This window comes from Mesorhizobium sp. M8A.F.Ca.ET.181.01.1.1 (assembly GCF_004792025.1).
GTDB lineage: Bacteria > Pseudomonadota > Alphaproteobacteria > Rhizobiales > Rhizobiaceae > Mesorhizobium.
Genome location: NZ_SRTV01000004.1, coordinates 488,196 through 506,787 on the forward strand (window position 1 = coordinate 488,196; position 18,592 = coordinate 506,787).

Consider the following 18,592-nt stretch of genomic DNA (forward strand, 5'->3'; position numbering starts at 1 on the left):
TCGGGGCATGTGGGATTTCGATATCGGCAGGTCGGTGTCCATCATGATGCGGACCTGGCCTTTCATTGTCTTTCGCATGATCGTCTATTTCGGCATCACACTGGCCTACATCATGGCCACCGGCACCGGTGCCTCGGTCGGCTATGGCGTCGGCCATATCTCCACCGATCCCGACGGACCGTTGTCCTTTGCCCTTTGGGGCGGCGTGGTCGGATTCGGCGTCGTCTCGATCGCTGTCTATTGGCTGCGCGAATACATCCTCTACGTCGTCAAGGCAGGCCATATCGCCGTCATGGTGCATCTGATCGACGGACATGACGTTCCCGACGGCCAGAACCAGATCGCCTACGCGAAAGAGGTTGTGACCGAGCGCTTTGCGAGGCGAACATCCTTTTCGTCGTCGACCAGTTGGTCAAGGGCGCCATCCGCGCCATCACCGGCCTGCTGGGCGGCATCGCGGCCTTCCTGCCCATTCCGGGCCTGAGCGGCCTGGTCTCGTTCCTCAACACGGTGATCCGCCTGTCGCTGACCTATGTCGACGAGATCATTCTCGGTTACAATATCCGCATCAATTCGTCCTCGCCCTTCGAGACGGCGCGGCAAGGCGTGGTGCTCTACGCCCAGAACGGCAAGACCATGGTCAAGAACGCCGTCTGGCTGGCGGTCATCATGTGGGGCGTGTCTTTCGTGATTTTCCTGCTGATGCTGGCTCCGGCAGCCGCCATTCTTTATGTCATGCCCGGGCAACTCGCCGGCTGGGCTTTCGTGCTCGCCATCGTCTTTGCCTGGGCTTTCAAGGCGGCCTTCATCGAGCCATTCGCCATTGCCTGCCTGATGCAGGTCTATTTCAAGACCATCGAGGGCCAGGTGCCCGATGCCGCCTGGGACGCCAGGCTGGCCGAAGCCTCGTCGAAGTTCCGGGAACTCAAGGACAAGGCGCTCTCCACCTTCGGCGGCTCGCGCTGGGACATGGCCGGCGCGACGCGCTGATCGGCGGGGCTGGCGGGCGCACCTGCGACGGTGTCGAGGCGCGCCACCGCCGATTTGAGCGGTGCCTCACCCTGGCCGCAAAACGTCTCGCTCATGATCAGGTCGGGCAGCGGCAGGCGTCGGCCCCAGCCATGCGTTTCGAGGTCCGGTTTCGGCGCGAACTCCGAGACACGACCGACGCAGAGATAGGCGATCGGCGTCACGTGATCGGGGATAGACAGCAGGCTGTTCAGCGCTTGCGCCTCGATGATGCTGACCCAGCCGACGCCAATGCCTTCAGCGCGCGCGGCCAGCCAGAAATTCTGCACCGCGCAGACCGTGCTGTAGAGATCCATTTCCGGGTTGTGCCAGCGCCCCAGCGGCGAGCCTTTCGAGCGCTCGCGGTCGCAGGTGATACAGATGTTGAATGCGCTTTCGCAAATGCCTTCGAGCTTGAGGTTGCGGTAGAGCGCCTGCCGGTCTGCCTCGATTGCCGGCAGTTCTTGCTCGCGCGCGGCAAGGAACAGGTCGCGCACCTTCGCCCGTCGCGCGGCATCGCGGATGACGATGAAATTCCAGGGTTGCATGAAGCCGACCGATGGCGCGTGGTGGGCGGCAAGCAGCAGCCGCGCCAGCACTGCATCGTCGATCGCCTCCGATGTAAAATGGCTGCGGACATCGCGCCGCGTGAACATGGCGCGATAAACCGCGTCACGCGCTATCTGATCAAATCCATCGCCCATTGGAGCGGTCATGGCTTCCGGCATCGCTTGTCCCCTTGCGATTGCAGCAGTTCAAATTCTCAGAGCGAACTTTGCGCGTCCAAGAGGACCCACATCGCTCTGATGTCATCCGCCTGACCATGCGGATGACGATGCCTGCCAGGCCGGTCTTCTGGCTCGGGATCAACCCGCGTCCGGTGCCTTCCCGTCATCGACAGTGGCATTTACCGGCGCGGTCCCCCTTACAGCGTTGGGCACGCCACGGAATTCAACCGTGTTCCCGATTCTCCCGCCGGAGCATTTGCAGCCAAGTGAAATCATTTGGCGTCGCAGAATGCGGCTAAAACAAACAGACCGGCAGGCACCAGGCAGTGGCGGCAACCTTACGCCGAAGCCCCAGCGCCGCCAATCCCCGCAGCGACGCCAATGGACGCAGGCGTGATTTTCCCCAGCGATCAAGCCGCTGCGCATGGCCATTACGGCGCCGGGGCACTAGATAGGGGAGATGGCTACCCGTCTCTACACGCACCCCATCTTTCTCGAACACATCACCCCGCCGGGTCACCCCGAGCGGCCCGACCGCCTGCGCGCCATCGAGCGCGTGCTCGACGACGAAGCTTTTGCCGCGCTCGACCGCGTCGAGGCACCGCAAGGCGACGAGGCGACGATCCTCTATGCGCATCCCGCCGATTTCGTCGCGCGTGTCCGCGCCGCCATCCCCCACGAAGGCATTGCCCACATCGACGCCGACACCACCGCCAGCCCGAAGAGCTGGCAGGCCGCGATCACGGCGATCGGCGCCGCCAACGCCGCCGTCGACGACGTCTTTGCGGGCCGCGCCGACAATGTCTTCGTCGCCGCCCGTCCGCCTGGCCACCATGCCGAAAAGACCACGGCAATGGGCTTCTGCTTCTTCAACACGGCCGCGATCGCTGCCCGCTACGCGCAGAAGAGGCACGGCGCCGAGCGTGTCGCCGTCGTCGACTGGGACGTGCATCACGGCAACGGCACGCAGGATATTTTCTGGGACGATCCGTCGGTGCTCTATTGCTCGACGCACCAGATGCCGTTGTACCCGGGCACCGGGGCGAAGAACGAGACCGGTGCCGGCAACATCGTCAACGCGCCGCTGGCGCCACAGACCGGCAGCGAGGTGTTTCGCGATGCCTTCCTGTCGCGCGTGCTGCCATCGCTCGACAATTTCGCCCCCGACCTGATCATCATTTCGGCCGGCTTCGACGCGCACCACCGCGACCCGCTGGCCGAGATCAATCTGACCGAGGACGATTTCGACTGGGCGACCGGCCAACTGATGCAGCGCGCCGCACGCCACGGCGGCAACCGGCTCGTCAGCCTGCTCGAGGGTGGCTACGATCTGCAAGGATTGGCATTTTCGGTCGCCGCCCATGTCGGGCGACTGATGAAAGGATGAATGATGAGCGGTGAGATCAACGAAGACGTCAAGGCGATGAGCTTCGAACAGGCACTCGACGCGCTGGAGAAGATCGTCGATGATCTGGAGCGCGGCGACGTGCCGCTCGACCAGTCGATCCGGATCTACGAGCGCGGCGAGGCGCTGAAGGCGCATTGCGACCGCTTGCTGAAGGCAGCCGAGGACAAGGTCGAGAAGATCAGGCTGTCGCGCGATGGCAAGCCGGTTGGAACCGAGCCGCTCGACGCGGACTAAGGCGCCCTCGCAGTCTTACCGATTTTTGGACACGATCATGATTGAGGATACAGTTCGTCCCGATTGAAACGGACAAGAGGAGGTTTGGAAACGATGTGCAGAAACATCAAGACCCTGTTCAATTTTGATCCGCCGGCAACCAACGACGAAGTCCGCGACGCGGCACTCCAGTTTGTTCGCAAGCTGAGTGGAACGACGCGGCCGTCGAAACAGAACCAGCATGCGTTCGATCATGCTGTCGAAGCCATCGCGGCATCGGCACGCGAATTGCTTGATTCCCTCGAAACCCACCAGCATCCGCGCAATCGCGAAGAGGTGGCGGCCAAACTAAGAGCAAAGGCCGCGATCCGCTTTGCCTGATGCGGCTGAGGCAGCCACCGAGCGCTGACCAGGAGAGTTCATGAGCTTCTTCCCGGGGAAAGACCCTGAGGCCGGCGATGCCTTCGCCAGCGACCAGATCGAGTTGATGGTCATCCCCAACGCCAAGGATATTGGCGGCTTCGAAGTGCGCCGCGCGTTGCCGACCGCCAAGAGGCGGCTGGTCGGGCCGTTCATCTTCTTCGACCGCATGGGCCCGGCCATCCTGCGCGCCGGCCAGGCGCTCGATGTCCGTCCGCACCCGCATATCGGCCTGTCGACCGTGACCTATCTGTTCGACGGCAAGATCCGGCATCGCGATTCGCTCGGCACCGAAATGGTGATCCAGCCCGGCGACGTGAACCTGATGACCGCGGGCCGTGGCATCGTCCATTCCGAGCGCACGCCACAGGAATTGCGCGGCGCGCCGATGTCCATCTCCGGCTTGCAGACTTGGCTGGCACTGCCCGATGGCAAGGAAGAGGTTGCGCCGGTGTTCGAGAACACAGCGGCGCTTCGGCTTCCCGAGATCGATGCCGACGGCGTCAGCGGGCGCGTCGTCATCGGTGATTTCCAGGGATTGCGGTCTCCGGTGCGGGCGGACTCCGAAACGCTCTACGCTGATTTGCGGCTGGCGCCCGGTGCCAGTGTCAAAATCCCGGCCGATGCGGAAGAGCGCGCCATCTATACGCTGGAAGGCGAGGTCTCGATTTCGGGCGACGTCTTTCCGGCGGAACGGCTGCTGGTGTTCCGCCCCGGCGACGAGATCGTCATATCATCGCTGACCGGGGCGCATTTCATGCTGTTCGGCGGCGCCTCGCTCGGTTCGAAGCGCTACATCTGGTGGAATTTCGTCTCCTCGTCCAAGGAGCGCATCGAGCAGGCCAAGCAGGAATGGAAGACCGGCCGCTTCGATATCGTTCCTGGCGATGAGAAGGAATTCATTCCGCTGCCGGAAGGCTGAGCGGATCGAGAGGCTGGCCGTCCGCGTCACCGACACGCATTTACTTTCGCCGGCCGGCGGCCTATCCCGCCGATGAACAGAAAGTCTGGGCCCACCGTGAACGCAACGCCGCATACGCCGCTTCTCGACAGGATTCGCATCCCGGCCGACCTGCGCACGCTGGCCGAGAGCGAATTGCCGCAATTGGCATCCGAGCTGCGCGCCGAACTGGTCGATGCCGTGTCCCGCACCGGCGGCCATCTTGGCGCCGGCCTGGGCGTGGTCGAACTGACAGTGGCGCTGCACTATGTTTTCAACACACCCGATGACCGGCTGATCTGGGATGTCGGCCACCAGGCCTATCCGCACAAGATCCTGACCGGACGCCGGGACCGCATCCGCACCTTGCGCCAGGAAGGCGGCTTGTCGGGCTTCACCCGCCGGGCCGAGAGCGAATACGACCCGTTCGGCGCCGCCCATTCCTCGACGTCGATATCGGCCGGCTTGGGCATGGCCGCCGCCCGCGACCTCTCAGGCGGCCGCAACAATGTCATTTCCGTCATCGGCGACGGCGCAATGTCGGCCGGCATGGCTTATGAGGCGATGAACAATGCCGGCGCGCTCGATGCCCGGCTCATCGTCATCCTCAACGACAACGACATGTCGATCGCGCCGCCGACCGGCGCCATGAGCGCCTATCTGGCGCGACTGGCTTCCGGCAAGACCTATGTCGGCCTGCGCGACTTCGGCAAGAAGCTGACCTCCTATCTCGGCAAGCGGGCCGATCGCGCCATCACGCGGGCGGTCGAGCATGCGCGCGGCTACGTCACCGGCGGCACTTTGTTTGAGGAACTCGGCTTCTATCACATCGGCCCTATCGACGGTCACAATCTGGAACATCTGATTCCGGTCCTGAAAAATGTCCGCGACAACGGCAAGGGCCCGGTGCTGATCCATGTCGTCACCCAGAAGGGCAAGGGCTATGCGCCGGCGGAAGCCGCCGCGGACAAGTATCACGGCGTCAACAAATTCGACGTCATCACCGGCGCGCAGGCCAAGGCGCCGGCCAACGCGCCGGCCTACACCAAGGTGTTCGCCGAAAGCCTGATCCAGGAGGGCCGCGAGGACGACCGCATCGTTGCCGTCACTGCCGCCATGCCGAGCGGCACCGGCCTTGACCTGTTCGGCGAGGTGTTCCCGTCAAGGACCTTCGATGTCGGCATCGCCGAGCAGCATGCGGTGACCTTTGCCGCCGGCCTGGCATCGGAAGGCTACAAGCCGTTCGCGGCGATCTATTCGACCTTCCTGCAGCGCGCCTACGATCAGGTCGTCCATGACGTCGCGATCCAGAAACTGCCCGTGCGTTTCCCCATCGATCGCGCCGGCTTCGTCGGCGCCGACGGCGCCACCCATTGTGGAGCGTTCGACACCACCTTCCTGGCAAGCCTGCCGGGCTTTGTGGTGATGGCGGCGGCCGACGAGGCGGAACTGCGCCACATGGTGCGCACCGCCGCCGGCTATGACGACGGGCCGATAGCCTTCCGCTATCCGCGCGGTAACGGCGTCGGCGTCGACATGCCGGAGCGCGGCTCGGTTCTCGACATCGGCAAAGGCCGCATCGTCCGGGAAGGCAGCAAGGTCGCCCTGCTGTCCTTCGGCACAAGGCTGCAGGATTGCCTTGCCGCCGCCGAGGAACTCGGCGCGGCCGGGCTTTCCACCACGGTTGCCGATGCCCGCTTCGCCAAGCCGCTCGACCAGGATCTGATCCGGAGGCTGGCTCGCTCGCACGAGGTTCTGGTCACCGTGGAGGAGGGCGCCATCGGCGGCTTCGCCAGCCATGTGCTGCAGCTCCTTGCCCAAGAAGGATTGCTGGAGAGCGGCCTGAAGGTACGCCCGCTGGTTCTGCCCGACGTGTTCGCCGATCACGCCAAGCCGGAAAAGATGTATGCCGACGCCGGACTCGACGCCGCCGGGATCGTGCGCACCGTTTTCACCGCCCTCGGCCACACGGTCCGCGCCCAGCGCGCCTGAATCAAAATCTGAACAGTCTGACTCAGTTTGCCGGCTTGATTTCATAACGCATTGTTAACGCTGCCGTTTGGCCTTTCGCTTACCGTGTCCCTTGGCCGTTTTTCAACGGCGCCCTGCTAGACAGCAGCCAGGCAGGGAGACAACGAAAATGAAGACGCTTCTGTGCGGCACGGCCCTCTTGGCCGTGATAGTGGTACCGGCTGCCGCCGAGACGCCCTACGACCGCAATCTTGAAAAGGCGGCGACAGGGATTGTCGCCGGCAAGATGGGCGGTATCCGCGGCGGCTTTTCCTACAAGCAGATGCCGCAGCTTGTGGTCGTGCCCAACGCCGCACCTCAGCCCGCTGTTACGACCGAGCATCCACGTGAACAGGCGTCGGGCAACCGGAACGATGGTCTGTCTCCGGCTATCGAGCGCCAGGTTCCGCGAACCATCTTCTAAAACCACATATCGCGCACGCAGCGACCATCGCGTGGCAAATCGTCGAAAGAGTCGAGGCCATCGAAATGGTCGATCGGCAGGTCGGCAACGGCTTCGGGTGGCGCCAGCCGCACATTGACGGCGATGCGTATTCGGCCAGAATCGCTGGCGCGCAAGCCGCGCCAGGCCAGCACACAGGCGCAGGTCGGGCAGAACAGGACTTCGAGCGACGGCGTGTCCTTTCCGGCGCGCCTATAGCTGGCCGTCGGCCCCGAAACGCGAATGCGCTCGTCGACATAATCATAGGCCCAGAGCGCGCCATAGCGGCGGCAAAGCGTGCAGTTGCAGGCGGTCACCGGGCCGGGATCGCCCTCCAGGGTCCAGTGGGTCGCGCCGCAGTGGCAGGTTCCCGTCAGCATTCGTTCTCCCCGGATTCCCCGATGGAGGCTGTCCCCGACGGCCATTTTGCCGGACCCGACGCGATGCGCGCAAGCCGCGGCTTGGCCCGCTGCTCCAGCCGTTCACGCACGACGTCACCCTGTTCCGTGTAATGTCCTTGCCTTCATCGCGGGCTTTCGCCAGAGAAGGCCGATGAATTCGCCTCTGCCAGCCAGCACACGCCAGCGGCTCGACGACCTGCTCGTCCAGCGTGGGCTGTTTGCCAGCCGTTCGCGCGCCCGTGACGCGGTCGAGCGTGGCACGGTGACGGTTGACGGCGCAATTGCCCGCAAGCCCGGCCAGAACGTTTCGCCGCAATGCCTCGTTGTCATCGACGATCCGGCGCAAGGCTATGTTTCGCGCGCGGCGCTCAAACTGATCGGCGGGCTAGACCATTTCGGCCTCGACCCCGCCGGCCGCGAGGCCCTCGACATCGGCGCCTCGACAGGCGGTTTCACCCAGGTATTGCTCGAACGCGGCGCGTCCCATGTCACGGCCATCGATGTCGGCCACGGCCAGATGCATCCTGATGTCGGCGGTGATCCGCGCGTAACCGTGATCGAAGGCCTGAACGCACGCGATCTCACCGCCGCCGATCTTGCCGGCCACAGTCCGGATTTCATCGTTTCCGACGTCAGTTTCATCTCGCTGAAACTTGCGCTGCCGCCGGCGCTTGCTCTTGCGAGGCCCGGCGCCGGCGCGGTCTTTCTGGTCAAACCGCAATTCGAGGCGGGTCGCGAGGCGATCGGCAAGGGCGGTCTGTTGAAGGACCCCTTCGATGCCGCCCGTGTCGCGGGCCTGCTGCAGGATTGGCTGGATGCCGTTCCCGGCTGGCGCTCGCTCGGCCTGCATCTGTCGCCGATCGAAGGTGGCGACGGCAATCGCGAATTCCTGCTCGGTGGGATCAAGGACCGATGAGCGCACGCTTCACAATACGAAAGCTCGGATCGCAGGGCGACGGCATCGCCGAAACCGAAAGCGGCGATCTGTTCATTCCCTTCACGCTGCCGGGCGAGACCGTCACCGCCGCGCGCGAAAGGGATCGCGCCACGCTGATGGCGGTGCTGGAGGCCTCGCCGCTGCGCGTCGACCCTGCCTGCCGCCATTTCACCGAATGCGGCGGTTGTGCCCTCCAGCATTTCGAGACCGAAGCCTATCGCGGGTGGAAACGCGAAAAGGTGGTGCACGCATTGAAGGGCATCGATTGCGAGATTGGCGAACTGGTCGCCTGCGCGCCGCGATCGCGCCGCCGTGTCGTGCTTGCCGCCCGGCGCACTGAAACAGGCATGTTGCTCGGCTTCAATCGCCATCTGTCGCCGGAAATCATCTCGATATCCGAATGTCCGATCTCGCTGCCGGAGATCGTCGCCGCGCTCGGCCCGTTGAAGGCGCTGGCCGGATTGATATGTGCCACCACCAAATCATTCCGGATGGCGGTCACCGTGACGGCTTCGGGCCTCGACGTCGCGGCGCACGACCCCGGCAAGCTCGGCGAACACCAGCGCCGTATCGCTTCCAATTTTGTCATTGCGCAGGGCTTTGCCAGATTGTCCATCGACGACGAGATCGTCATCGAGCCGAGGAAGCCTGTCGTCATGTTCGGCAGCGTCGCGGTCGCCGTGCCGCCGGGCGCCTTCCTGCAGGCGACCGAGGCAGCCGAACAGACAATGGCCGAGATCGTCGGCGGACATCTGAAGCGTGCGAAAAAGGTCGCCGACCTTTTTGCCGGTTGCGGCAGCTTCGCCTTGCGGCTGGCCGCGAAGTCGGAGGTGCACGCGGTCGAAGGCGATGCGGCCGCACTCTCGGCGCTCGACCGGGGTTCCCGCTTCGCGACCGGCATCAAGCGGGTGACGGGCGAACGCCGCGACCTGTTTCGCCGGCCACTGACGTTCAAGGAGTTGAACGCCTTCGACGGCCTTGTCTTCGATCCGCCGCGCGCCGGCGCCGAGGATCAGTCGAAGCAGATCGCCCGCTCGGATGTCCCGTTCGTTGCCGCGGTGTCCTGCAATCCGGTGACGCTGGCTCGCGACCTGCGCATCCTCATCGATGGCGGCTACAGCTTGAAAAGCGTGACGCCCATCGACCAGTTCCTGTGGTCTCCTCACGTCGAAGCGGTCGCCTTGCTGGAAAGGCCGAAGAGGCGGCGGTAGTTCACGACCGCCGGTTCGCAGGAAATTTCTGAAGCCTCTGTTCTTTCGACCAAATTGTGCCCTAAAGCCGCCTTTGTGCGGGTTCCTAATTTCGCATCTTTGGGAAACATTTCGGCCCATTCGCCGTTACTAATATGAACCGATGGCGATAACGGACATGCAGACCCTTCAGAAATTCACCGGCCTCATCATCGTTCTTATCTTTTTCGCGGTCAGCTCCTCGACCGGAGCCCTCGCGCAAGGTGAAAAGCGCTTGGCGTTCGTCATCGGCAATGGCGCGTATCAGGCCGGCGAGCTCGCGACCGCCGCCAATGATGCGGGCCTGATCGCGCAGACCTTGCAGGCGGCCGGGTTCGATGTGGTCGGGGCGCGCGATGTCGATCAGGAATCGCTGCGCGGCGCATTGCGCGATTTCCTCGGCAAGGTCTCCGCCGCCGGTCCCGACGCGATTGTCTTCGTCTATCTCGCCGGCCACGGCGTGCAGTTCGAAGGCGAGAATTACTACTTGCCGATCGATGCCCAGATTGCCAGTCCAGCCGACGTGCCGCTTCAGGCGATGCGGCTCTCCGATGTCACCAAATCGCTGGCCGGATTGCCGACGAAGGTCAACATCGTCGTGCTTGACGCGGCGCGGCCAAATCCCTTCCCGAAGTGGAAAGAGCCGCTGGCCGGCGGCCTTGCGTTGGTCGATCCCGACCCGAACATGCTGATTGCCTTCAACGCCGCTCCCGGAACGGTCGCGCCCGAAGGCAAAGGCCCCTACGGTGCCTATGCCCAGGCGCTGGCCGAGATGATACGCCAAGGCGGATTGTCGCTTGACGACGTGTTCGACCGCACACGATTGCGTGTCAACGAGGTGACGCAAGGTGCGGAAGTGCCGTGGAACGCCTCGAAAATCGTCACGCCTTTCGTCTTCTTCGACCGCGCTGCGGACGCGCCCGCGCCCAAGGTCTCGGAGGCCGACTCCCGGTCCAATCGAACCAGGGCGATCCGCGATTTCAATGCTCATGACGCCTATGTCGCGGCTCTCGATCGCGACACGATGCGCGGCTACGAGGATTTCCTCGTCACTTATCCACACGATCCGATGGCCAAGCGCGTGCGCGCCATCATCGCCGCGCGGCGCGAGGCGATCACGTGGCGTGAGACCTGGCTGCAGGACACCCCGGAAGCCTATTGGTCTTATCTGCGACGCTATCGGCATGGTCCGCATGCCTGGGACGCGCGCTGGCGGCTCGAGCATTTCGACGCTGCGCTGGAACCGCCGGAGGAATTCACCGTCTATGACTATGATTTGCCGCCGCCGCCGGAGGAGGAAATCGTCTACGTCGACAGGCCGGTGCTCTATTTCGACGATCCCGATTTCGACTTCGAGCCGCCACCGCCGATCGCGGTGATCTTCCTGCCGCCGCCGCCGCCGGAATTCGTCGTGTTGGAAGCGCCTCCGCCGCCGGTTGACGTCTTCGTCCTGCCGACACCGGTATTCGTGCCGATACCTGTGTTTATCAATCCGCCGCGTCACATCGTGCCGCCGCCGAACGACATCATCTTCAACAACATCCACAACACGACCGTCATCAACAACATCAACACGACGATCAAAAACGAGACCATCAATCACAATGCTCAGGGTGGCCTCACGACAGGCCAGAAGACGGCCGGAGGCACGGTTGGGGCCGGCCCGGCTGCACTGGCGGCCAGGGTCGCGCTGCCGCCGCTGCGGAAAAAGAGAGTGGCCATGTCCGGTCAGGCCCCGTCCAATCAGCAACAGGGCGGCTTGCCGCCGAAGCCTGGCCAACGTGTGATACAGGGCCAGCAACCTGATGCAGCGACTCCGCTGTCGAAGACCTTGTCGACCGGTAAGCTTGAAACCGATCACGCCCTGCCAGGAGCCAACGGTAGAAAGCTGCCGCTCATCAACGGTAGGCCGGCGCTGAACGACGAGAATTTGCCCAGCAACAAGTCCAGGAAGCAGCTTGGCAAGCAAGGCATCGTTGGCCGCAACCAAGAGGCGACTGGAAATGCCGGTGCAGCTGTTACCGGAGAGCAGGGCACAGCTCGGCAGAACGGCAAGAAGTTCCGCAAGCTGCCGACCGTCAACGGTGCTCCGGCCGAAAATCGGCCTGGCGTGCAGGAGCGGCTCAGGAAGAACAATCCGGAGCTGTTCTCCAACCAAGGTCAAGGCCCGGCCAGCGGAAACGACAGGAGCAGGAAGCTCCGCAGACTGCCGACCGTCAACGGTGAGCCAACCGACAACGGACCGGGCGTGCAGAAACGGTTCAGCAGGAACAATCCGGCGGTGTTCTCCGACGAGAATCAGGGCTCCGCCAGCAGGAACGACAGGGGCAGGACGTTGCGCCGGCTGCAGAACAGCGAACAGGGGGCCGCCGGCCCGCAGGTTAACGTCCAGCGCAACCTCAAGATCAGGCCGAACGAGAATGCGCAGCGTCAGTTGAGACAGGAAAGGCCTAACGAGCAGGTGCTCCGGCCGCAGAGATCGGAGCCGAAGCCGGAATTCCGGGCGCAGCCGAGACAGCAGATGCAAGAGCGGCGTCTCCCGCAGGAGCAGCCGCCACAGCAGCTCAAGAAAAAGCCGTCTTGCGGAAAGCAGGGCGAACCGGCCTGCAACCAGTAGGCTGCCGCGGCCGGGAGTCGCCCTTTCCGTTCGCGGGGCGAACATCCTTGCTCGTTGCCAGACAGGGGGCCTCTGGTGTGGCGCATCAGCCCGTCAAAGGCGATCGCTCCGGCCGCTCAGATTACGCGCTTGGCGGCATCCGTCAGGTTTTCGGCGTGCCGCCTCGCTGGTTGACTGACTGCCAGACATTCGGATTCTGCTGCGACTGACGTTTCAGAAAGTAGTAGCCGGTCGCGTTCCAGGGCCTGATTTCGTCGACCATATTGTCCAGGACGAGATCGCCTTTGTCGGTTTTCACCGTCAGGATGGTGTGGCCTTCATTGCTGAGGTCGCGCACGACCGTCATCAGCAGCGCCTGTCTGGGAAATCCAGCCTCCTGAAGGAGCTTGCGTTTGTAGAGTGCGTAGATCTTGCAATCGCCCTTGCCGTCAACCGGGTAATCCCAATGGTCCGCCATCGTGCCCCAGTGATCGAAATTGCTGACGGGTTTGATGGCGCTGTTCGCCTTCTGATTTATCCGCTTGAGGATGCGGAGGTTCCGTGCTGTCAGCTTGACATTCGCGGCCGGCAGAGCGGGCACCTTGCACTCTTTTGGCCGGCGATGACAGAAGTCGATCCAACCGTAGGGGACGCCGGTGCTTCCACCCACGGCGGCGGCAGAAGATTGCGTCGATCGCGCCTTGAACCACGTCGACTGTGCTGCCGCCGGACTGGCTTGCAGTGCTGTCGCGCCAATCAACGAAACGAAGCCAAGCAGGAAAGACGAAGTCAGGACAGGCCGCATTGCCAAACCACCACCGCAACGAGGAACTGGTGCTGCGTTCGTGCGCAAAAGGCAGCCCAAGCAGTCAAAGACCTAATAATGTCTTAATGTGGATTGTGTTCGCTTCAAGGTCGCGGCCGGGATTCAGGTTGGGAACGCCGGCATCAGCCTGTCGCTGAGAGAATACGCTCGACGAAGGCAGGCACCATCCGTGTCGCCGGCCGCTCGATCTGTTCGTCGAAGTTCTATCGCCACGAACAGGTCGAAACGCGTCAGCGCTTCGTCGATCTCTTCCGAACGGCGCCGAGCCTCAAACCCGGGTGCCGCCGACCGTCATCTGGTTCATCCTCAGATGCGGCTGGCCGACGCCGACCGGCACGCCCTGGCCGGCCTTGCCGCACATGCCGATGCCATTGTCGAGCTTCATGTCGTTGCCGACCATCGAGACGCGGTGCATGGCGTCAGGTCCGTTGCCGATCAGCATCGCGCCCTTGATCGGCTGCGTCACCTTGCCGTTCTCGATCATGTAAGCCTCGGTGCAGCCGAACACGAATTTGCCCGACGTGATGTCGACCTGGCCGCCGCCGAAGGACACGGCATAGATGCCGTTCTTGACCGAGGCGATGATCTCGTCCGGCTCCATGTCGCCCGAGGTCATGTAGGTGTTGGTCATGCGCGGCATCGGCTGGTGCGCATAGCCTTCGCGCCGGCCATTGCCGGTGGCTTTCATGCCCATCAGACGCGCGTTCTGCCGGTCCTGCATGTAGCCGACCAGCTTGCCGTCCTCGATCAAAACGTTGCGGGCCGAAGGCGTGCCTTCATCGTCGACAGTGAGCGACCCGCGCCGCTCGGCGATGGTGCCGTCGTCGACGACGGTGACGCCCTTGGCGGCCACCTGCTGCCCCATCAGGCCGGCGAAGGCCGAGGTCTTCTTGCGATTGAAATCGCCTTCCAGCCCGTGCCCAACGGCTTCGTGCAGCATCACGCCCGGCCAGCCGCTGGACAGCACGATGTCGAAAGTGCCCGCCGGGGCCGGGATCGCCTCGAGGTTGACCAGCGCCTGCCTGAGCGCCTCCCTGGCGGCGTGCTTCCAGCTGTCCTCGACCAGGAAGTCGCCGAACGCCTTTCGCCCGCCCATGCCATAGGAGCCGCTCTCCTGGCGGTCGCCATCGCCGACGACGACCGAGACGTTGACGCGGACCAGCGGCCTGATATCGCGCACCACCTGGCCGTCGGCGCGCACGATCTCGATATGCTGCCAGGATGCGGCGATCGAGGCCGTCACCTGGCGCACGCGTGGATCCTCGGCGCGCAGCCAGGCGTCGATTTCCTGCAGCAGCTTCCCCTTGGCCTCGAAGGAAGGCGAGGGGATCGGGTTCTCGTCGCCGTAGAGATGGCGGTTGGTGCGGGCGGGGGCCGCGGCAAGCGTGCCGGAATACCCACCCTTGACGGTCGACACGGCATTGGCCGCGCGCAGCAGCGACGCCTCGGACAGGTCGCTGGAATGAGCGTAGCCGCTGGCTTCGCCGGCGACCGCACGCAGGCCAAAGCCCTGGTCGGTGTTGAAATTGGCGGTCTTTAGCCGGCCGTTGTCGAACATCAGCGCCTCGCTCTCGCTGTATTCGAGGAAAAGCTCGCCGTCGTCGGCGCCCTTGATGGTGTCGGCGACGATCTGCTTGATGCGGTCGTCTGAAATGTCGAATTGGCCGATCAGGCTGTTCATGGCGCGTCCGTCCGTGGGATGATTGCTTTCCCCCGATGTAGGCGTGAAGCCGCGCCCGCACAATCGGCAATGAAGATCAGCGCCGACGAATGACATCGTCCGCTCGATGGCAAGGCATGCATCCGGGGTCGGCAAAAGCCGCGTCCAGGTCTGGTTCAGCGCGAGGCCGCGATCAGGGCAGGGCGGCGAAACCCTCGGCGAAACCCTTGAGGTCGACCGGGATGCCGATGCCTTCCTCAGGCGTCTGGAAGACGATGAACGTTGCCGACGTGCCGGTCTTCAGCGTGTCGAGCAGGGGCTTTTCGAGAATGACCTCGGCATAACACCCGTCCTGGAAGCAGCGCACGAAATAGGCGCGGCCGATGTCCTTGCCGTCGACGTTGAGACCGAGGCCGTTCGGCAACAGCACGCCGAGCGGCGCCAGCACGCGCAGGATCTCGGCCTTGTTGTCGGCGGTGCGCAGCACGACGACCGAAAGCCCCATCTCCGGACGGTCCTCGGCGACGACGTTCTGCATCATCACGCATTGTTCCGAGGTCGCGCCGGCCGGCGTGTCGCAGATGATCGACCATGCGCCATGCGTCGACTTGACCGTGCCGCTCGGCTGGGCCGCATTGGCCTGCCCGGCGACGAACAGACCGGCCGCCGACAGGACGGCGAGAAACATGGCGTTTGCCAGGGTTCTCGAAAGTCTCAGTCGCGTATGCCTCAGTCTCGAAAGCCAAGAGTTCATGACGGCTCCATTGCGAATCACGGCACTTTAAGCTGCGCCAATGCCAAGTAAAGGACGAGACCGCGGCCGGACTGTCCCGAAACAGGCAATACAGCGCTTTTCCCTGTCAAATTCGCCTGAATTACGACGCTCTGCGGGCTCCGCCAGCGTAGGGCGGACAGCCCGCCGAACATACGCGATTCGCCACCATCGCCATTGCCTTCGAAGAGCCATGTCAGCTTGCGCGCAAAAATGCCGCACGGTTTCGACCGCTCCTTTCTTGCGGAGGGAAAAAGAGTATGGTTTGAACCACCTTGAGACTGTCGGGATTCCCGTCCCGGCATTGTTCGTTATTCTCGTTGGCGCAGCCGCGAGGAACTGGGAGACGAAGAGGGCGATGAGAAATTTCCTAGCTGGCGCCAGGTTTCTAGCAAGTGCCAAGTTTCTGAGTGCTTGTGCCGCCGCCACGATTTTTGCCGGCACATCCGCCCAAGCCGACCAGCCCGTGGAGTGGGAGACCACCTTCCAGGCGCCGGCGACCGACATGATGCGGCAGATCGAGTGGTTCGGAAACTACACGATGTGGTTCATCGTTCCGATCACCATCCTGGTGCTCCTTCTCCTCGCCTACTGCATCGTGAGGTTTCGCGCGAGCGCCAACCCGGTTCCCTCCAAGACCAGCCACAACACGCTGATCGAGGTGATCTGGACCGTCGGTCCGGTCGTCATCCTGCTTTGCCTGGCCATTCCCTCGTTCCAGCTCTTGACCGCGCAATATACGCCGCCGGAAGAGGCCAAGCTGACAGTCAAGGCGACCGGCAACCAGTGGAACTGGGACTACGAATACCAGACCGACAACACGCTCGCCTTCAACTCCGCGATCCTCCAGGACGGCGACCGCGCCAAGGCCGGCAAGGAAGACCGCAAGGTCTATCCGCGCCTGCTCGCCGTCGACAACGAACTGGTGGTGCCGGTCAACACCATGACCCGCGTGCTCGTCACCGCGACCGACGTGATCCACTCCTTCGCCATGCCGTCCTTCGGCATCAAGATCGACGCCATTCCAGGCCGTACCAACGAGACCTGGTTCAAGGCGGAAAAGGAAGGTCTCTACTATGGCCAGTGCTCGCAGCTCTGCGGCAAGGACCATGCCTTCATGCCGATCGCCATCCGTGTCGTCTCGGATGCGCAGTTCAAGACGTGGCTGGCGGCAGCCAAGACCGATCTGCCGGGCGCCAACAAGACGCTCATGGCCGAGGTCGATGGCCAGAACAAGGTAGCGGCCGCCGGCAATTGATGCCGCGGTTTAGCAAGATTTAGGGAACGGAGCGGAACATGGCAGACGCTGCAGCTCACGACGGGCACGACCACAAGCCGTATCATGGCTGGGTGCGGTGGGTTTATTCGACCAACCACAAGGACATCGGTACGCTCTACCTGATCTTCGCGATCATGGCCGGTATCATCGGCGGCGCGCTGTCGGTCGCCATCCGCATGGAGCTGCAGGAGCCTGGCATCCAGATCTTCAGCGGCCTGGCGCAGATGGTCTACGGCATGAACGGTGACGCCGCGGTCGACGGCGGCAAAAGCATGTACAATGCCTTCGCCACCGCGCACGCCCTGATCATGATCTTCTTCATGGTCATGCCGGCGCTGATCGGCGGTTTTGCCAACTGGATGGTGCCGATCATGATCGGTGCGCCGGACATGGCGTTCCCGCGCATGAACAACATTTCGTTCTGGCTGCTGCCGCCGGCCTTCATCCTGCTGCTCACCTCGATGTTCGTGCCGAGTGCGCCGGGCGCCTACGGCGTTGGTGGCGGCTGGACGCTCTACCCACCCCTCTCGACCTCGGGTCAGCCCGGTCCGGCCATGGATCTGGCGATCCTGTCGATCCACATCGCCGGCGCCTCCTCGATCCTCGGTGCCATCAATTTCATCACCACGATCTTCAACATGCGCGCCCCTGGCATGACGCTGCACAAGATGCCGCTGTTTGCCTGGTCGGTGCTGGTCACTGCGTTCCTGTTGCTGCTGTCCCTGCCGGTTCTGGCCGGCGGCATCACCATGCTGCTCACCGACCGCAATTTCGGCACCACCTTCTTCGCTCCCGATGGCGGCGGCGATCCGCTGCTGTTCCAGCACCTGTTCTGGTTCTTCGGCCATCCGGAAGTCTACATCCTGATCCTGCCGGGTTTCGGCATCATCAGCCATATCGTCTCGACCTTCTCGAGGAAGCCAGTGTTCGGTTACCTCGGCATGGCTTACGCCATGGTCGCGATCGGCGCCGTCGGCTTCATCGTCTGGGCGCACCACATGTACACGACCGGCCTGTCGCTCGACACGCAGCGTTATTTCGTCTTCGCCACCATGGTCATCGCCGTGCCGACGGGCGTGAAGATCTTCTCCTGGATCGCAACGATGTGGGGCGGGTCGATCTCGTTCAAGACGCCGATGCTGTGGGCGCTGGGCTTCATCTTCCTGTTCACCATCGGCGGCGTCACCGGCGTCCAGCTGGCCAATGCCGGCCTCGACCGGTCGCTGCATGACACCTATTTCGTCATTGCCCACTTCCACTACGTGCTGTCGCTGGGCGCGGTGTTCGCCATCTTCGCCGGCTGGTACTACTGGTTCCCGAAGATGACCGGCTACATGTACTCGCCCGTCATCGCCAACACCCACTTCTGGGTCACCTTCGTCGGCGTCAACCTGATCTTCTTCCCGCAGCATTTCCTCGGCCTCGCCGGCATGCCGCGCCGCACCATCGACTATCCCGATGCGTTTGCGGGCTGGAACTATGTGTCGTCCATCGGTTCTTATATCTCGGCCGTCGGCGTCCTGATCTTCCTCTACTGCGTGTTCGAAGCCTTCCAGAAGAAGCGGGTGGCCGGCGCCAATCCGTGGGGCGAGGGTGCAACGACGCTCGAATGGCAGCTGCCTTCGCCGCCGCCCTTCCACCAGTGGGAGCAGTTGCCGAAGATCAAGTAAGGCGGCTTCCCCTCGAATGCGAAACCGCCGGTCCGCCGGCGGTTTTGGCCAAC

The 18,592-nt window shown here is 63.4% G+C and carries 15 protein-coding genes, 2 pseudogenes and 1 riboswitch; of the genes and pseudogenes, 12 read left to right on the plus strand and 5 right to left on the minus strand.

Annotated features, from left to right (window positions below; genetic code table 11):
* Positions 1 to 7 precede the first annotated feature (7 nt).
* Positions 8 to 990 (plus strand): annotated as a pseudogene (locus tag EN824_RS18155) (hypothetical protein).
* Between the two features lie 167 nt (positions 991 to 1,157).
* Here the strand turns inward: EN824_RS18155 and bluB are convergent.
* Positions 1,158 to 1,736, minus strand: a pseudogene (gene bluB, locus EN824_RS35980) (5,6-dimethylbenzimidazole synthase); the annotation flags it as partial.
* Between the two features lie 99 nt (positions 1,737 to 1,835).
* A riboswitch (cobalamin riboswitch) is annotated at positions 1,836 to 2,018 on the minus strand.
* 178 nt (positions 2,019 to 2,196) lie between these two features.
* On the opposite strand from bluB, the gene EN824_RS18165 reads away from it, so the two are divergent.
* The 6 genes from EN824_RS18165 (at position 2,197) to EN824_RS18190 (ending at position 7,151) form a co-directional block, all read left to right on the plus strand.
* A complete protein-coding gene (locus tag EN824_RS18165; RefSeq protein ID WP_127873110.1) occupies positions 2,197 to 3,123 on the plus strand; it encodes a histone deacetylase family protein in 927 nt (308 codons plus the stop codon).
* Between the two features lie 3 nt (positions 3,124 to 3,126).
* On the plus strand, positions 3,127 to 3,378 hold the full coding sequence (locus EN824_RS18170) for an exodeoxyribonuclease VII small subunit (protein ID WP_127280686.1): 252 nt from the start codon (positions 3,127 to 3,129) through the stop codon (positions 3,376 to 3,378).
* A gap of 93 nt (positions 3,379 to 3,471) precedes the next feature.
* Positions 3,472 to 3,738 carry a DUF2277 domain-containing protein gene (locus EN824_RS18175; RefSeq protein WP_027035955.1) on the plus strand — a complete coding sequence of 89 codons (267 nt, stop codon included), beginning with the start codon at positions 3,472 to 3,474 and terminating at the stop codon, positions 3,736 to 3,738.
* A 40-nt stretch (positions 3,739 to 3,778) separates the two neighbouring features.
* A complete protein-coding gene (locus tag EN824_RS18180) occupies positions 3,779 to 4,699 on the plus strand; it encodes a pirin family protein (RefSeq protein ID WP_127280684.1) in 921 nt (306 codons plus the stop codon).
* Between the two features lie 72 nt (positions 4,700 to 4,771).
* The gene (gene dxs / locus EN824_RS18185; protein WP_189522192.1) at positions 4,772 to 6,709 is read left to right on the plus strand and encodes a 1-deoxy-D-xylulose-5-phosphate synthase; all 1,938 of its coding nucleotides are present in this window, start codon (positions 4,772 to 4,774) and stop codon (positions 6,707 to 6,709) included.
* Between the two features lie 148 nt (positions 6,710 to 6,857).
* Entirely contained in the window at positions 6,858 to 7,151 is a 294-nt protein-coding gene (locus tag EN824_RS18190) for a hypothetical protein (protein ID WP_127873112.1), read from the plus strand.
* Here EN824_RS18190 and EN824_RS18195 read toward each other — a convergent pair.
* Positions 7,148 to 7,549: a GFA family protein gene (locus EN824_RS18195; RefSeq protein ID WP_127873113.1), complete on the minus strand. Its 402-nt coding sequence runs from the start codon at positions 7,547 to 7,549 to the stop codon at positions 7,148 to 7,150. The genes EN824_RS18190 and EN824_RS18195 overlap by 4 nt on opposite strands.
* Positions 7,550 to 7,721: 172 nt before the next feature.
* On the opposite strand from EN824_RS18195, the gene EN824_RS18200 reads away from it, so the two are divergent.
* The 3 genes from EN824_RS18200 to EN824_RS18210 all read left to right on the plus strand — a co-directional run bounded on the left by EN824_RS18200 (position 7,722) and on the right by EN824_RS18210 (position 12,353).
* The gene (locus EN824_RS18200; RefSeq protein WP_127873114.1) at positions 7,722 to 8,486 is read left to right on the plus strand and encodes a TlyA family RNA methyltransferase; all 765 of its coding nucleotides are present in this window, start codon (positions 7,722 to 7,724) and stop codon (positions 8,484 to 8,486) included.
* Positions 8,483 to 9,718: a class I SAM-dependent RNA methyltransferase gene (locus EN824_RS18205; protein WP_127279342.1), complete on the plus strand. Its 1,236-nt coding sequence runs from the start codon at positions 8,483 to 8,485 to the stop codon at positions 9,716 to 9,718. The genes EN824_RS18200 and EN824_RS18205 overlap by 4 nt, the downstream gene beginning before the upstream one ends.
* 157 nt (positions 9,719 to 9,875) lie before the next feature.
* Positions 9,876 to 12,353, plus strand: a complete 2,478-nt coding sequence (locus EN824_RS18210; RefSeq protein WP_135932596.1) for a caspase domain-containing protein — start codon at positions 9,876 to 9,878, stop codon at positions 12,351 to 12,353.
* Positions 12,354 to 12,495: 142 nt separating this feature from the next.
* On the opposite strand, the gene EN824_RS18215 is transcribed toward EN824_RS18210, so the two are convergent.
* From EN824_RS18215 to EN824_RS18225, 3 genes are all read right to left on the minus strand, one after another.
* The gene (locus tag EN824_RS18215) at positions 12,496 to 13,137 is read right to left on the minus strand and encodes a transglutaminase-like cysteine peptidase (protein ID WP_189522193.1); all 642 of its coding nucleotides are present in this window, start codon (positions 13,135 to 13,137) and stop codon (positions 12,496 to 12,498) included.
* Positions 13,138 to 13,426: 289 nt separating this feature from the next.
* Positions 13,427 to 14,839, minus strand: a complete 1,413-nt coding sequence (gene tldD, locus EN824_RS18220; RefSeq protein ID WP_135916283.1) for a metalloprotease TldD — start codon at positions 14,837 to 14,839, stop codon at positions 13,427 to 13,429.
* Between the two features lie 172 nt (positions 14,840 to 15,011).
* Positions 15,012 to 15,572 carry an invasion associated locus B family protein gene (locus tag EN824_RS18225; protein WP_127281239.1) on the minus strand — a complete coding sequence of 187 codons (561 nt, stop codon included), beginning with the start codon at positions 15,570 to 15,572 and terminating at the stop codon, positions 15,012 to 15,014.
* A 259-nt stretch (positions 15,573 to 15,831) separates the two neighbouring features.
* Between EN824_RS18225 and coxB the strand changes: the two genes are divergently transcribed.
* Together coxB and ctaD are read left to right on the plus strand one after the other, a co-directional pair.
* A complete protein-coding gene (gene coxB / locus EN824_RS18230) occupies positions 15,832 to 16,848 on the plus strand; it encodes a cytochrome c oxidase subunit II (RefSeq protein WP_167531500.1) in 1,017 nt (338 codons plus the stop codon).
* Positions 16,849 to 16,886: 38 nt separating this feature from the next.
* Positions 16,887 to 18,539, plus strand: a complete 1,653-nt coding sequence (gene ctaD / locus EN824_RS18235) for a cytochrome c oxidase subunit I (protein ID WP_127279327.1) — start codon at positions 16,887 to 16,889, stop codon at positions 18,537 to 18,539.
* Positions 18,540 to 18,592 lie beyond the last annotated feature (53 nt).